The organism is Nocardioides sp. zg-1228 (genome assembly GCF_017086465.1).
Taxonomy (GTDB): Bacteria; Actinomycetota; Actinomycetes; order Propionibacteriales; family Nocardioidaceae; genus Nocardioides.
Genome location: NZ_CP070961.1, coordinates 3,504,299 through 3,518,015 on the forward strand (window position 1 = coordinate 3,504,299; position 13,717 = coordinate 3,518,015).

14 protein-coding genes are annotated in these 13,717 nt (G+C 73.2%); 7 read left to right on the forward strand and 7 right to left on the reverse strand.

Features of this window, described 5'->3' with window-relative positions:
• Positions 1-93 precede the first annotated feature (93 nt).
• The gene (serC, locus tag JX575_RS16845) at positions 94-1,215 is read left to right on the forward strand and encodes a phosphoserine transaminase (RefSeq protein WP_186339216.1); all 1,122 of its coding nucleotides are present in this window, start codon (positions 94-96) and stop codon (positions 1,213-1,215) included.
• 24 nt (positions 1,216-1,239) lie between these two features.
• Here serC and JX575_RS16850 read toward each other — a convergent pair whose 3' ends face one another.
• The 3 genes from JX575_RS16850 to JX575_RS16860 form a co-directional block, all read right to left on the reverse strand.
• Positions 1,240-2,235, reverse strand: a complete 996-nt coding sequence (locus tag JX575_RS16850; protein WP_186339217.1) for a DNA topoisomerase IB — start codon at positions 2,233-2,235, stop codon at positions 1,240-1,242.
• Positions 2,236-2,301: 66 nt separating this feature from the next.
• On the reverse strand, positions 2,302-2,814 hold the full coding sequence (locus JX575_RS16855) for an O-acetyl-ADP-ribose deacetylase (protein ID WP_186339218.1): 513 nt from the start codon (positions 2,812-2,814) through the stop codon (positions 2,302-2,304).
• 4 nt (positions 2,815-2,818) lie between these two features.
• Positions 2,819-4,159, reverse strand: coding sequence for a protealysin inhibitor emfourin (locus tag JX575_RS16860; RefSeq protein ID WP_186339219.1), 1,341 nt, complete (start codon positions 4,157-4,159; stop codon positions 2,819-2,821).
• A gap of 219 nt (positions 4,160-4,378) precedes the next feature.
• On the opposite strand from JX575_RS16860, the gene typA reads away from it, so the two are divergent.
• Both typA and JX575_RS16870 read left to right on the forward strand, forming a co-directional pair.
• Positions 4,379-6,271 carry a translational GTPase TypA gene (typA, locus tag JX575_RS16865; RefSeq protein WP_186339220.1) on the forward strand — a complete coding sequence of 631 codons (1,893 nt, stop codon included), beginning with the start codon at positions 4,379-4,381 and terminating at the stop codon, positions 6,269-6,271.
• Positions 6,272-6,279: 8 nt separating this feature from the next.
• On the forward strand, positions 6,280-6,900 hold the full coding sequence (locus tag JX575_RS16870) for a hypothetical protein (protein WP_186339221.1): 621 nt from the start codon (positions 6,280-6,282) through the stop codon (positions 6,898-6,900).
• A 37-nt stretch (positions 6,901-6,937) separates the two neighbouring features.
• On the opposite strand, the gene JX575_RS16875 is transcribed toward JX575_RS16870, so the two are convergent.
• Positions 6,938-8,299 (reverse strand): MFS transporter, encoded by a 1,362-nt coding sequence (locus tag JX575_RS16875; RefSeq protein ID WP_186339222.1) that lies wholly within the window; start codon positions 8,297-8,299, stop codon positions 6,938-6,940.
• A 95-nt stretch (positions 8,300-8,394) separates the two neighbouring features.
• On the opposite strand from JX575_RS16875, the gene JX575_RS16880 reads away from it, so the two are divergent.
• The 3 genes from JX575_RS16880 to JX575_RS16890 all read left to right on the forward strand — a co-directional run bounded on the left by JX575_RS16880 (position 8,395) and on the right by JX575_RS16890 (position 10,696).
• Positions 8,395-8,892, forward strand: coding sequence for a DUF1707 domain-containing protein (locus JX575_RS16880; protein ID WP_186339223.1), 498 nt, complete (start codon positions 8,395-8,397; stop codon positions 8,890-8,892).
• Positions 8,893-8,934: 42 nt separating this feature from the next.
• The gene (locus JX575_RS16885) at positions 8,935-10,095 is read left to right on the forward strand and encodes an acyl-CoA dehydrogenase family protein (protein ID WP_186339224.1); all 1,161 of its coding nucleotides are present in this window, start codon (positions 8,935-8,937) and stop codon (positions 10,093-10,095) included.
• A 76-nt stretch (positions 10,096-10,171) separates the two neighbouring features.
• The gene (locus JX575_RS16890; RefSeq protein ID WP_186339225.1) at positions 10,172-10,696 is read left to right on the forward strand and encodes a type 1 glutamine amidotransferase domain-containing protein; all 525 of its coding nucleotides are present in this window, start codon (positions 10,172-10,174) and stop codon (positions 10,694-10,696) included.
• Between the two features lie 3 nt (positions 10,697-10,699).
• On the opposite strand, the gene JX575_RS16895 is transcribed toward JX575_RS16890, so the two are convergent.
• Positions 10,700-11,377: a dihydrofolate reductase family protein gene (locus tag JX575_RS16895; RefSeq protein WP_241005223.1), complete on the reverse strand. Its 678-nt coding sequence runs from the start codon at positions 11,375-11,377 to the stop codon at positions 10,700-10,702.
• Positions 11,378-11,408: 31 nt separating this feature from the next.
• Here JX575_RS16895 and JX575_RS16900 point away from each other — a divergent pair, with 31 nt between their 5' ends.
• Positions 11,409-12,311 carry a dihydropteroate synthase gene (locus JX575_RS16900; RefSeq protein WP_186339227.1) on the forward strand — a complete coding sequence of 301 codons (903 nt, stop codon included), beginning with the start codon at positions 11,409-11,411 and terminating at the stop codon, positions 12,309-12,311.
• Positions 12,312-12,354: 43 nt separating this feature from the next.
• Here the strand turns inward: JX575_RS16900 and JX575_RS16905 are convergent, their stop codons facing one another.
• Together JX575_RS16905 and galE are read right to left on the reverse strand one after the other, a co-directional pair.
• Positions 12,355-12,675: a hypothetical protein gene (locus JX575_RS16905; RefSeq protein ID WP_186339228.1), complete on the reverse strand. Its 321-nt coding sequence runs from the start codon at positions 12,673-12,675 to the stop codon at positions 12,355-12,357.
• A gap of 12 nt (positions 12,676-12,687) precedes the next feature.
• Complete coding sequence (gene galE / locus JX575_RS16910; RefSeq protein ID WP_186339229.1) at positions 12,688-13,701, reverse strand: UDP-glucose 4-epimerase GalE; 1,014 nt, start codon at positions 13,699-13,701, stop codon at positions 12,688-12,690.
• Positions 13,702-13,717: the final 16 nt, after the last annotated feature.

Below are 13,717 nucleotides of genomic sequence, written 5' to 3' on the forward strand. Positions count from 1 at the left end.
CCCCGATCGTGAGACGTGTGCGAGCGGGTGTCACAATAGGCGCTCTGACAGCGTCGTCAGGACCGCCCTTCCGCACCACACGTGAGGCCTCCCATGACCGACGCCCTGCAGATCCCCGCCGAGCTCCTCCCGGCCGATGGCCGCTTCGGCGCGGGTCCGTCCAAGATCCAGACCAGCCACCTCGACGCCCTCGCCGCGACCGGCTCCTCGCTGATGGGCACCTCCCACCGACAGGCCCCGGTGAAGAAGACGGTCGGCCGGGTCCGCGAGGGCCTCACCGCGCTCTTCGACCTGCCCGACGGCTACGAGATCGTGCTCGGCAACGGCGGGGCGACCGCCTTCTGGGACATCGCCTGCTTCGGCCTGATCCGCGAGAAGAGCCAGCACCTGTCCTTCGGCGAGTTCTCCTCCAAGTTCGCCACGTCGGCCAAGAAGGCTCCCTGGCTGGCCGACCCGACGGTGATCACCAGCGAGCCGGGCTCGCGGCCCGACGCGGTCGCCGAGGAGGGCGTCGACGCCTACGCCTGGGCGCACAACGAGACCTCCACCGCGGTGATGGCGCCCGTACGCCGTCCGGCCGGGGTGGCCGACGACGCGCTGGTGCTGGTCGACGCGACCTCCGGCGCCGGCGGCCTGCCGGTCGACCTCGACCAGGTCGACGCCTACTACTTCGCGCCGCAGAAGTGCTTCGCCTCCGACGGCGGCCTGTGGATCGCCCTCATGTCACCGCGCGCCCTGGCCCGCGCCGAGGAGATCGCCGCGAGCGGGCGCTACGTCCCGCCGTTCTTCGACCTGCCGACCGCGATCGACAACTCCTCGAAGAACCAGACCTACAACACCCCGTCGGTCGCGACCCTCTTCCTGATGGCCGAGCAGCTCGACTGGATGAACAGCCAGGGTGGGCTGAAGGGGATGGTCGAGCGCACGACCGCCAGCTCCGACGCGCTCTACGGATGGGCCGAGCGGACGTCCTACACCACGCCCTACGTCGCCGAGCCGGCCGACCGCTCGCTCGTGATCGGCACCATCGACTTCGACGACTCGATCGACGCGGCCGCCGTCGCTGCCACCCTGCGCGCCAACGGCATCGTGGACACCGAGCCCTACCGCAAGCTCGGGCGCAACCAGCTCCGCATCGCGATGTACCCCGCGGTCGACCCAGCCGACGTGGAGAAGCTCACCGCCGCGATCGACCACGTCGTCGCCCACAGCTGACGTCCCGCGCCGGACGCGTCGTGCTCAGGCCGCCAGCAGCTTGAGCACGGCGCGCTCCAGCGCCGCCTGCCGGGCGTCGTCGGTGTCGTAGGACCCGCGCACCGTGATCGTCCTGCCGCGCTCGTAGGCCTCGACCACGCGCGGGTCGACGTAGGCCGTCCGGGCGAGGGTCGGGGTGTTGCCCAGGAACTCCGAGACCTCCTTCATCGCCGCGGACACCGCCCGCTTGCGCGACGCCTTCGTCGCGCCCGGCTCGTCGGAGTCGGCGAGGACGGCCGCCGCGATGACCGTGGCGTGCCAGGTGCGGAAGTCCTTGGCGGTCGCCTCGATGCCGAAGCAGCCACGGATGTAGTCATTGACGTCGGAGGAGGACAGGTCGCGCCAGGTGCGGCCGTCCTTCCAGGCCAGGAGCTCGTCACCGCCACCGCGGCGACGACGCATCACCTCGAGGGCGCTCACCGCCGACGGGTCGTCGATGTCGATGCAGTGCTCGACGCCCGACTTGCCGGTGAAGCAGAAGCGCATGCCGCCCCGGTGGCGCGAGACGTGCTCCTTGCGCATGGTGGTGAGGCCGAAGGAGCCGTTGGTGTCGGTGTAGACGTCGTTGCCGATGCGGAAGTAGCCGAGGTCGAGCAGGCGCACGGCGACCGCGCACGCCCGCTCCTGCGACATGCCCTCGGCCCCGATGTCGGCCAGCACCCGCTCGCGGGCCCGGGAGAGCGCCTTGCCGAACAGGAGGATCCGGTCGAACTTGGCCGCGTCGCGGCTGGCCCGCCACTGCGGGTGGTAGAGGTATTGGCGGCGCCCGGCGTCGTCGGTGCCGACGGCCTGGAGGTGGCCGTGGGGGTGGGGCGTGATCCACACGTCCTTCCACGCCGGCGGGATGACGAGGTCCTTGCAGCGCTGGACCTGGTCGGGGTCGAGGCGCTCGCCGTGCTGGTCGAGGTAGACGAAGCCCTTGCCCGCCCGGCGCCGGGTCCAGCCGGGCTGGTCGGGAAACGTGCGCCTCAGTCGCGGCATGGCGCGAACCTAGCGAACCCCTCCCCGCTCCGCGGCCACCCGGAGGGAGGTCCGGCGGGCGGACGATCAGCCCGGCGGTGGTCGCCTCGACAGCACCTCGCGGATCTCGTCGTACGCCGTCGCGCCGAAGGCCACGAGCCGGGCCTCCTCCACCGAGGTCGGCGTCGCGCGCAGCGTGTCGACGGCGGCGGCGATCGCGTCGTCGCGCGGCCACCCGTAGACCCCGGCACTGACGAGGGGGAAGGCCACCGAGCGGGCTCCGAGCTCGTCGGCCACCGCGAGGGCTCCGGAGTAGCACGACTCGAGCAGCGACCGGTCGCGCTCGCCGGCGTTCCAGTTGGGACCGACCACGTGGATCACCCAGCGGGCGGGCATCCGGCCGGCGGCGGTCCATCCGGCCGCGCCGGTGGCGAGCCCGTGGGGGAAGCGTCGCCGGCAGTCGTCGAGCACCTCCGGGCCGCCCGCGGCGTGGATCGCCCCGTCGACGCCTCCGCCGCCGCGCATCCGGCGGTTGGCGGCGTTGACGACGGCATCGACCTCCTGGGTGGTGATGTCGCCCTCGACGACGGTGAGCCGCACCGCCTCAGCCCTCCCGTCCGGCGTCGGCGCGCAGGACCCGGCCGGCCAGCTCGGCCTGGCTGGCGGTCAGCAGGTGCTCGGGCACCCGCACCGGCGCCCGGTCGTCGACGGCGAAGGTGTAGACGAACATGTCGGGCCGCGGCGGGCCGTCAGCGGTGGCCGCGCCCAGCACCGCCTCGGTCACCAACCGGCCGAGGTCGGGGTCGGCGGGGTCGAGGTCGACCTCGGCCGCCTCGGTGCGGCCGGCGAAGCCGCCGCTGCGCTCGACGCGGAGCCGCCCCCCGGCGACCCCCGGCTGGGGCTGGCGCCCGGGCTCGGGCTGGGTGGATGCGGCGGCACCGGTGCGGGCCGGCTCGACGCCGACCCGGGCCCACGCCTCGCGGACCGCGTCGGCGTGCTCCCCGGCTGCGGCCACGGTGGCCGCGGCGAAGGTCGCGAAGGTGGCCCGAGACGGGACATCGCCGCCGACGAGTGCGTCGTACCAGATGCGGCCGGCACCCTCGACGGCCCGGCCGCCGATCGCGACGGCGGCGAGCTGGAACGCCTTGTTGGGGATGCCGGAGTTGAGGTGGACGCCACCGCTGTCGTCGGTGGTCTCGACGTAGTCGTCCAGGTGGCCCACCTGCGGGTCGGCGCCGATCTCCGGGTCGTCGTAGGCGGTGCCGGGAGCAGCCAGGTCACGCAGCGCCCGGGCCCGCACGCGCGGCAGGAAGATGCCCTCGCCGATGAGCCAGTCGCCCTCGGCCGCGTCCTGGCCGAGGAGGCGCTGCTTGAGGCAGGAGGCGAAGGCGTCGGCCACCGACTCGTTGAGGGCACCGGACTGGCCCTCGTAGGCGAGGGCGGCGGTGCGCTCGACGACGGCGTGGGAGAACTCGTGGGCCAGGACGTCGACGGGCTTGGTGAAGCGCTCGAACACGCGGCCGTCGCCGTCGCCGAGGACCAGCTGGATGCCGTCCCAGAACGCGTTGTTGTAGCGCGAGCCGTAGTGGACGGTCAGGCTGACGGGGGCGCCCGCGCCGTCGTAGGAGTCGCGCCCCAGGTCGTCGAGGAACATCAGCAGCGTCGCCTCGATGCCGGCGGCGGCCTCGTCGACCGCCACGTCACCGGTCGCGGGCTCGCCCGCGCTCCGGGCGGGGGTGCCGGGCAGCGAGGTGCTCGACCCGGCGTCGTGCACCGTCCACGCCGCGGTCGCACCCCCGATCGGGGAGGGCTCCGGCCGGACCCCGCTGCGGGCGGCCCGCTCGCGGCGCAGCGCCTCGTCGGCGGCGGCGCGCTCGGGGCCGTCGACCCGCTCCACGAGCCAGGGTGGGATGAAGGTGCAGCGCGCGGCCCGAGACGTGGTCATCGCCCCTGTCTACCCCGCGCCACCGACAGGGGGAAGGACTCGACGTGCCGCCGCGTGGGTGCCGTGCCGTGCGCGAACTGTCTCCCCACCCGGGGGGTGAGCGTCGGAATTGAACGCCTCGGCCGTGCCGCCGGTAGCCTTGTCGCGCGATCCACGCCTTCGCGCGTGCGGCTGCTCAGCCGCCTGTCGCCACCCGATCACCGCCCGGAAGGCCCCTGCATGTCCCTCCAGTCCCGCTCCGACCTGCGCAACGTCGCGATCGTCGCACACGTCGACCACGGCAAGACCACGCTGGTCGACGCGATGCTCCGCCAGGCCGGTGCGTTCACCGCGCACCAGGCCGAGAGCGTCGCCGACCGCGTCATGGACTCCGGCGACCTCGAGCGCGAGAAGGGCATCACCATCCTCGCGAAGAACACCGCGGTCCACTACGCCGGTCCCGCCGGCGGCGGCCAGCCGATGGTCATCAACATCATCGACACCCCCGGCCACGCCGACTTCGGTGGCGAGGTCGAGCGCGGCCTGTCGATGGTCGACGGCATCGTGCTGCTCGTCGACGCCTCCGAGGGTCCGCTCCCCCAGACCCGCTTCGTGCTCCGCAAGGCGCTCAACGCCGACATGCCGGTGATCCTGGTCGTCAACAAGACCGACCGCAGCGACGCCCGCATCACCGAGGTCGTCGAGGAGTCCTACGAGCTCTTCATGGACCTCCTCGACGAGTCGCACAGCCAGGACGCGCTCGACTTCCCCGTCGTCTACGCCTCCGGCAAGGCCGGCATCGCCTCGCTCGAGCAGCCCGAGAACGGCTCGATGCCCGAGGGCACCGACCTCGAGCCGCTCTTCAAGACGATCCTCGAGACCATCCCCGCCCCGCAGTACGACGACGAGGCGCCGCTGCAGGCCCACGTCACCAACCTCGACTCCTCGCCGTTCCTCGGTCGCCTCGCGCTGCTGCGCGTCCACCAGGGCACCCTGAAGAAGGGCCAGACCGTCGCGTGGATGAAGCGCGACGGCACCGTGAGGAACGTCCGCATCACCGAGCTCCTCGTCACCGAGGGCCTCGAGCGCAAGCCGGGCGAGTCGGCCGGCCCCGGCGACATCGTCGCCATCGCCGGCATCCCCGACATCACGATCGGTGAGACCCTCGCCGACTCCGACAACCCCGTCGCGCTGCCGCTCATCCATGTCGACGAGCCGGCGATCTCGATGACCATCGGCACCAACACCTCGCCGCTCGTCGGCAAGGTCAAGGGCTCCAAGGTCACCGCGCGCCTGGTCAAGGACCGCCTGGACGCCGAGCTCATCGGCAACGTCTCGCTCCGCGTCCTGCCGACCGAGCGCCCCGACGCCTGGGAGGTCCAGGGCCGCGGCGAGCTCGCCCTGGCGATCCTCGTCGAGCAGATGCGCCGCGAGGGCTTCGAGCTCACCGTCGGCAAGCCGCAGGTGGTCACCCGCGAGATCGACGGCAAGGTCCACGAGCCCTTCGAGCGGCTGACCATCGACGCCCCGGAGGAGTACCTCGGCACCATCACCGAGCTCCTGGCCAGCCGCAAGGGCCGCATGGAGGGCATGACCAACCACGGCACGGGCTGGGTCCGGATGGACTTCGTCGTCCCCTCCCGCGGCCTGATCGGCTTCCGCACCGAGTTCCTCACCGAGACCCGCGGCACGGGCATCGCCCACCACATCTCCGAGGGCTACTTCCCGTGGGCCGGTGAGATCCGCTCGCGCAACAACGGCTCGCTGGTCGCCGACCGCGCCGGCGCGGCGACGGCGTACGCGATGACGTCGCTGCAGGAGCGCGGCGTGCTCTTCGTCGAGCCCGCCACCGAGGTCTACGAGGGCATGATCGTGGGCGAGAACTCCCGCGCCGACGACATGGACGTCAACATCACCAAGGAGAAGCAGCAGACCAACATCCGCTCCGCCACCTCCGACAACTTCGAGAAGCTGATCCCGCCGAAGCGGCTCTCGCTCGAGCAGTGCCTGGAGTTCTGCCGCGAGGACGAGTGCGTCGAGGTCACGCCGGAGCAGGTGCGCATCCGCAAGGTCGTGCTCGACGCCAACGCCCGCGCCAAGACGGCGTCGCGGGCCCGCAAGGCCAACAAGTAGGTCAAGCGGTGGCCGACCTCGGGACCGAGCTCGCGGCCTGGCTCGACCGCCTCGGCCTGAGTGGCCAGCTGGCCGCGGCCGGGCTGCCGACGTTCGAGCGCGACGGCGGCGCGGTGCGCTGGCGCGACCCGGCGAGCGGCGACGAGCTCGATGCCGAACGCGTCGCCGAGCTCGACCGCGCCCTCCGCTCGGTGGGCGACGACCCGGCGCACGGCGTACCCGTCGAGCTGGTGCGGCTGCGCCGCGACGCGGAGGTGCGCCAGACGCTCCTCGACGGCGGCTGGCTCGACTACGCCGGCGTGGCCCGCCGGCGCGGGATCTCGGAGAACGCCGCGCGCTTCGCCCTGCACAAGGCGGCCGAGCGTCGCGGTGTGCTGCTCGTCCAGCACGAGGGCGGCACGCTGGTGCCGGCCTTCCAGCTCGACGACGCCGGCGAGGTGCGCGAGGAGCTGCTGGCGGTGCTCGAGCCGCTGCTCGCCGCGGGCGTCGACCCGTGGCGGGCATGGATCTGGCTCACCACCCCGGCCGCGCTGCTGGGCGGGGCGGTGCCGAGCGACGCCGCCCGCGACCCCGAGGAGCAGCCGGTCGTGCAGCGCGCGGCAGTCGCCCTGGCCGAGCGCTCCCGCTAGGCGCCGGGCTGCCCGTCCTCCCGGCCGCGGGTCGCTGTCAGTCGGTGACGACGGGCTCGACCAGGTCGGGCCGCAGGGTCGGGGCCAGCACGACGAGCCCGAGCAACGGCAGGAGCGCGAGCAGGAGCAGGCCGAGCGGCATGCCCAGCGGTCCGCTCACGCCGGCCACGACGGCCGAGCCGACGCTGCCGCCGATGAGGAACAGCAGCGTCGAGACGCCCAGCGCCACGCCCCGCACCTCCTCGTGCACGGCGTCGCCGACCACCGCGCTCAACGCGGGCTGGCCGACGCCGAAGGCGAACGTCACCAGGACGATGCCGACCACCAGCACGGTCGCGCTCGTCCAGTGGGCTCCCGCCGCAGAGACCAGCAGCGCGGCCGAGGCCACCAGCGCGGCGACGGCGAGCGAGCGCCCGGCCCCGATCCGGGTGAGCATCGGACCGGAGACCTGCGGGACGAGGAGCGCCACTGCCGCGCTCGGCACCATGGCCAGGCCGACCTGCCACGCCTGCCAGCCCTCCCCGAGCAGCACGGCGGGGACCGCGATGAGCATCGCGAACCACGAGGCGGGGACCGCGGAGGCGGCCACGGCGCTCCGCACGACGGTGGCGTTGCGGATCACCTCGACCGGCAGGAAGCCGTCGGGGCGACGACGTACGGAGGCACGGACCGCGGGGACGCCGAGGACCAGCAGGGTCGCGCCCACCGCCGCCACCACCAGGCCCGCCGACGGCGACTGGACGAGCAGCACCATGCCGGCGGCGGTGAGGGCCACGACGACAGCGCCGACGACGTCGAGGCGGGCCCCGCTCCCGCCGGTCGGCAGCGCACGCCACAGCAGCGGCACGACGAGGGCCCCGAGGATGGGCAGGGCCATGACCGCTCGCCAGCCCCAGGCCGCCTCCACCAGGCCGCCGATCAGCGGGCCCAGGCAGCTGACGGCGGCGGCGACGCCGGCGAGGCGACCGAACGCCAGGCCGCGCACCTCGCCGGTGTACTTCGCGGACAGGATGGTGACGCCCAGCGTCGGCACGGCGGCGGCGCCGGCGCCCTGCAGCAGCCGCGCGCCCAGGAGCACCTCGAACGTCGGGGCGAGCGCGGCGACCAGCGCCCCCACCGACATCAGCACCAGGCCGGCCAGGAGCGGCCCCCGGACGCCGACGAGGTCGGAGATCCGGCCGTAGAGCGCGGTGGTGACCGCCAGCATCAGGACGTAGAGGCTGATGACCCACGCGGCGAGCCCCGCGCTCACACCGAGGTCCTCGCCGAGGAGGGCCAGCGCTACCGCGGCGCTTGACGAGCCCATGCCGGCCAGGCCGAAGAGCAGGCCCAGCAGCATCGAGACCCGGCGGGAGTCGTCCGGGGCCTCGGCGTCGGGGCGTGCGGACGTGGAGGGCATCACCTGGCGACAACCCCTGCACGGTGCGCCTCATTCCCTCGACGATCCCAGAGAAGGCGACGTCCCACGCATCGCGGGGCCCTACCCTGTCGCCCATGAGCATGCCGCCGCACCACACCCCATCGGCTCCGGGCGACGACGCCTACGCGCGGTGGCGGCGCCTGCAGGAGCAGGCCGACGCCGAGCGCGACGCCCTCTTCGTCTCCGACGCCGAGCGGGACCAGGTGTGCCGCCGGCTGTCGGCCGCCTTCAGCGAGGGCCGCATCACCGCCCCCGAGCTCGACGAGCGCACCTCCCTGGCCCTCGCTGCGCGCACCTACGGCGACCTCGAGGACGTGATGGCGGGGCTCGAGGCTCCTGCCATGCCGGTCCCCCACCCGCTCGTGGCCGCACCGCCCGCCCGCTCGCAGAGCATCGTGCCCCGGCTGCTCTTCTGGGTGGTCGGGCTGTTCACCGCGCCGTTCATCCTCGGCGGCAGCGGCCTGCTGCTCTTCGGCGACGGCCCGGGCTCGTGGATCGCCGGCATCGTGATGCTCGTGCTGTTCCTGCCGGGCCTGGTCGCGCTCTACCGCTGGGCGCACCCCCGCCGCTGACCGGCCGAGGACGGCGCCCCACGCGCGGGTAGCCTCCGCTCCATGACCGCTCGCCGCCACCTGCCCACCGACGAGTCCCGCGACCTGCTCGCGCTGACCCGCGAGATCGCGACCAAGGAGCTCGCCCCTCGCGCGGCCGAGGCGGAGGCGACCGAGACGTTCCCCCGCGACGTCTTCACGATGCTCGGCCGGGCCGGCCTGCTGTCGCTGCCCTACCCCGAGGAGCAGGGCGGGGGCGGGCAGCCCTACGAGGTCTACCTCCAGGTGCTCGAGGAGATCGGCGCCGTGTGGTCGTCGGTCGGCGTGGGGGTCTCGGTCCACGCCCTGTCGTGCTTCGGCCTCGCGCACTTCGGCACCGACGAGCAGCGTGCCGAGTGGCTTCCCGACATGCTCAGCGGCGACCTGCTCGGCGCCTACTGCCTCTCCGAGGCGCATGCCGGCTCCGACCCCGCCGCGATGCGTACGACGGCACGACGCGACGGCGACTCGTACGTCATCAACGGAGCCAAGGCCTGGACCACCCACGGCGGGCACGCCGACTTCTACAAGGTGATGGCCCGCACCTCCGACGACCGCAACGGCATCTCCTGCTTCCTCGTGCCCGCCGACGCCGAGGGCCTCAGCGCCGACCCCCCGGAGCGCAAGATGGGCCTCACCGGCTCGGCGACCGCCACGATGCGCTTCGACGGCGTACGCGTCGACGCCTCGCGCCGCCTCGGAGCCGAGGGCGAGGGACTCCGCATCGCGCTGGCCGGCCTCGACTCGGGTCGTCTCGGCATCGCCGCCGTCGCGGTCGGCCTCGCCCAGGGTGCGCTCGACGCGGCCGTGGCCTACGCCCGCGAGCGGGAGACCTTCGGCACGCGCATCATCGACCACCAGGGCCTCGCCTTCGTGCTCGCCGACATGGAGGCCGCGATCGTCTCGGCACGCGCCACGGTGCTGCACGCCGCCCGCCTGCGCGACGCGGGGGTGCCGTTCTCGCGCGAGGCCTCGATCGCCAAGCTCGTCGCCACCGACAACGCCATGTCGGTCACCACCGACGCGGTCCAGGTGCTCGGCGGCTACGGCTACACCCGCGACTTCCCGGTCGAGCGCTACATGCGCGAGGCCAAGGTCATGCAGATCTTCGAGGGCACCAACCAGATCCAGCGGATGGTGATCTCCCGGTCGCTGGCCAAGGACGACGCCGGCGCGATCGGCTGACGTCGATTCCGAGCGATCGCCCGGACCACCCCAACGTGTGTTGTCCGCCCCCGCGTCGCGAGCAACCGTGAAGGGCATGTCCAAGCGCATCGCATTCCTGACCGCGACCGAAGGCGTCGAGGAGGTCGAGCTCACCACGCCGTGGCAGGCCGCGACCGACGCCGGCCACACCGCCGACCTGCTCTCCACCGACGAGGGCGAGGTCCAGCTCTTCCAGCACCTCGACAAGTCGAGCACCCAGCGGGTCGACCGGCGCGTCTCCGACGTGGCCGTCGCCGACTACGACGCGCTGGTCCTGCCCGGAGGGGTCGCCAACCCTGACGCCCTCCGCATGGACGAGGAGGCGGTCGCCTTCGTCCGCGACTTCGTCGACTCCGGCAAGCCCGTCGCCGCCATCTGCCACGCCGCGTGGACCCTCGTCGAGGCCGACCGCGTGCGCGGCAAGCGGGTCGCCAGCTGGCCGAGCCTGCAGACCGACATCCGCAACGGCGGGGGCGAGTGGGTCGACGAGGAGGTCGTCGTCGACGGCAACCTCATCACCAGCCGCAACCCCGACGACATCCCGGCCTTCTCCCAGGCGCTGCTCGAAGCGCTCGGCTGAGGCTCACTCCACCAGCCAGCGCCCCAGCAACGTCCCGTCCTGCTCCAGCAGCAGGGTGGGGCGCAGGGGCACATCGACCTCTGCGCCGGCGGCGATGCGTACGGCGTCGCCGCCGGTCAGCAGCGGCACCACGGTCCAGCACAGCTCGTCGACCACCCCCGCGGCCAGCAGGTCGGCGAAGAGCGACGGCCCGCCCTCGCAGAGCTGCTCGGTCCAGCCCCGCTGGGCCAGCGCGGCCTTGAGCGCCGCCAGGTCGATCTGCTCCTCCCCGAGCACCAGCACGCAGTCGTCGCCGAGCCGCTCGCGCGCCCGCTCCAGCCCGGCCGAGGTGGCCACGGTCGCCATCAGCACCCGCCCGGGCGGCGCCTCGGCCAGGCTCGGCGGCACGTCGGCCGAGCGGCTGACGACGACGATCGGCACCCGCGGGACGTCGTACTCCTCCTCGCGCACGGTGCCGGCCCCGACCACGAGGCAGTGCGCCCGTCGCCGCAGAGCGTCGAAGACCCGCTTGTCGGCGGCGTTGTTGATCGTGCCGCTGAGCCCGTCGGAGCCGGTGGCCGCGCCGTCCACGGTGCTGACGAAGTTGACCCGCAGCCACGGCTCGCGGAGCGGTGTGTAGGCGGCCGCCAGCTCGTCGTCGGTCAGGTCGGCCAGGCGCTGCAGCTCGAGGGGCTCGGTCACGGCCTTCATCCTGCCGCCTACCCTGACGAGGGTGATCACCCTTGCGGACCTGGCCACCCTGCACGCCGAGCACGCCGGTGCCTGGGACAGCCCCGTGGCGCCGGTCGTCCTCGACGGTCCGAGAGGGCCGGTGTCGATCGGCGACGGCGCCGTCACGCTGATGGGCTGCATCAACCTCTCCCGCGACTCCACCTACCGCGAGAGCGTCGCCACCAGCCCTGCCGACGCCGTGCGCATGGGTCGCATCCAGGCCGCGCAGGGCGCCGCCGTGATCGACCTCGGCGCGGAGTCGAGCAACGCCGGCACGGCGCGGGTGACGCCGGCCGAGCAGATCGCCGGTCTCGTGCCCGCCGTGAAGCAGCTCGCGGCCGAGGCGGTCGTCTCGGTCGAGACCTACGAGCCCGAGGTGGTCCGGGCCTGCCTCGACGCCGGTGCCCGGGTCCTCAACATGACCGGTCGCGAGCACGAGGACCGGATGCTCGCCCTCGCCGCGGAGTACGACGCCGCCGTGATCATGTGCTTCGGCACCACGGCCAACGTGCGCGACATCGACGACGTGCCCCCCGACTCAGATCCGATGCCGGTGCTGCTCGACCACTTCGCGCCCCGGCTCGCGCACGCCCGCTCGCTCGGGGTGGACAAGGTCGTCGTCGACCCCGGCATGGGCTTCTACTACGGCAACCTCGTCGACCCGATCCCCCGCGCCCGCCACCAGGCCCGGGTGCTGGCCCAGACCTTCCGCCTCCGCCCCCTCGGCGTTCCCGCGTGCAACGCGCTGCCGCACACCTACGACCTGTTCGGCGACGAGTTCCGCAAGGCCGAGGGGTTCTACGGCGTCTTCGCCGCACTGGGCGGCGCCCACCTGCTCCGGGTCCACGAGGTCGCGCACCTGCGGGTGGTGCTGCGGGCGATGGCCGAGCTCGAGGTCCGCTGACCACCACCCTGCAGGCAGTTCGCGCGGCGGGTGCGCCGCACGCTCAGGCGACCAGCCCGTGGCGCCCCACTGCCTGCATGGCGCGCCACCGGACCACGTCCTCGAGCGACGCGCGCACGTCGTCCGGGCGGAACATCACGTCTGGCCAGGAGAACCGGAGCACCACGAGCCCCGCCCGCGCCGCCGCGGTGTAGCGGTCGACGTCGCGCTGGAGCCCCACCCTCGACCAGTGGTGCTCGAACGACTCGGTCTCCACCACGATCCCCAGCACGCGGTCGAGCAGGTCGACGAAGCCCTCGCCCGGCACACGACCCTGCGGGACGTCGCGGTCGACGACTCCTTCCCGGAGCGCCGAGTCGGCCACGCGGCAGGGTGGTCAGCCGGCGTAGCCCTGCGGGTTCTGCGACTGCCAGCGCCACGTGTCGGCGGCCATCTCGTCGACCGACTTCGTCGTGCTCCAGCCGAGCTCGCGGTTGGCCTTGGAGGGGTCGGCGTAGGAGACCGCGACGTCGCCGGGGCGCCGGGCGACGACCTCGTGGGGCAGCTCGCGACCGACCGCCCGCTCGAAGGCGCGCAGCAGCTCCAGGACGCTCGTGCCGTGGCCGGAGCCGAGGTTCCAGACGTTGACGCCGTCGCTCGTGGTGGCGAGCGCCTCGAGGGCGGCGACGTGGCCGGCGGCGAGGTCCTCGACGTGGATGTAGTCGCGCACGCCGGTGCCGTCGGGGGTGTCGTAGTCGTCGCCGAAGACGAGCAGCTTGTCGCGCTTGCCGACCGCCACCTGGGCGATGAAGGGCATCAGGTTGTTGGGGGTGCCCGAGGGGTCCTCGCCGATCGTGCCCGACTCGTGGGCGCCGACGGGGTTGAAGTAGCGCAGCAGGGCGAAGCGCATCTGCGGCGCCGCCGCGGCGACGTCGCGCAGGATCTGCTCCTGCATCACCTTGGTCCAGCCGTAGGGGTTGGTGGCGAAGGTGGGGCGGTCCTCGGTGGCACCGGCCTGGTCGGTGCCGTAGACGGTCGCGCTGGAGGAGAACACCAGCTTGTCCACGCCGTGGCGCTGCATCGCGCGCACGAGCGAGAACGTCGAGCCGAGGTTGTTCTCGTAGTAGTCGAGCGGCTTCTCGACGCTCTCCCCCACCGCCTTGAAGCCGGCGAAGTGGATCACCGCGTCGAACGCCTCGGCCGCGAAGAGGTGCTCGGTCTTGTCGCGGTCGCACAGGTCGAAGGAGTGCAGCGTGAGCGCCGTGCCGGTGAGCGACTCCATCCGACCGAGCACCGTCGGATGGGCGTTGCTGAAGTTGTCGACGATGACGACGTCGTGACCTGCAGCGACGAGCTGGACGACGGTGTGCGAGCCGATGTAGCCGGCGCCGCCGCTGACGAGGATCTTCATGGCGCCACCCTAACGA

Bases quoted from the DNA above. Each gene is read 5' to 3' on its own strand.
- serC (WP_186339216.1), top strand. From the start codon at position 94: ATGACCGACGCCCTGCAGATCCCCGCCGAGCTCCTCCCGGCCGATGGC.
- JX575_RS16850 (WP_186339217.1), bottom strand. From the start codon at position 2,235: ATGCCGCGACTGAGGCGCACGTTTCCCGACCAGCCCGGCTGGACCCGG.
- JX575_RS16860 (WP_186339219.1), bottom strand. From the start codon at position 4,159: ATGACCACGTCTCGGGCCGCGCGCTGCACCTTCATCCCACCCTGGCTC.
- typA (WP_186339220.1), top strand. From the start codon at position 4,379: ATGTCCCTCCAGTCCCGCTCCGACCTGCGCAACGTCGCGATCGTCGCA.
- JX575_RS16875 (WP_186339222.1), bottom strand. From the start codon at position 8,299: ATGCCCTCCACGTCCGCACGCCCCGACGCCGAGGCCCCGGACGACTCC.
- JX575_RS16880 (WP_186339223.1), top strand. From the start codon at position 8,395: ATGAGCATGCCGCCGCACCACACCCCATCGGCTCCGGGCGACGACGCC.
- JX575_RS16885 (WP_186339224.1), top strand. From the start codon at position 8,935: ATGACCGCTCGCCGCCACCTGCCCACCGACGAGTCCCGCGACCTGCTC.
- JX575_RS16890 (WP_186339225.1), top strand. From the start codon at position 10,172: ATGTCCAAGCGCATCGCATTCCTGACCGCGACCGAAGGCGTCGAGGAG.
- galE (WP_186339229.1), bottom strand. From the start codon at position 13,701: ATGAAGATCCTCGTCAGCGGCGGCGCCGGCTACATCGGCTCGCACACC.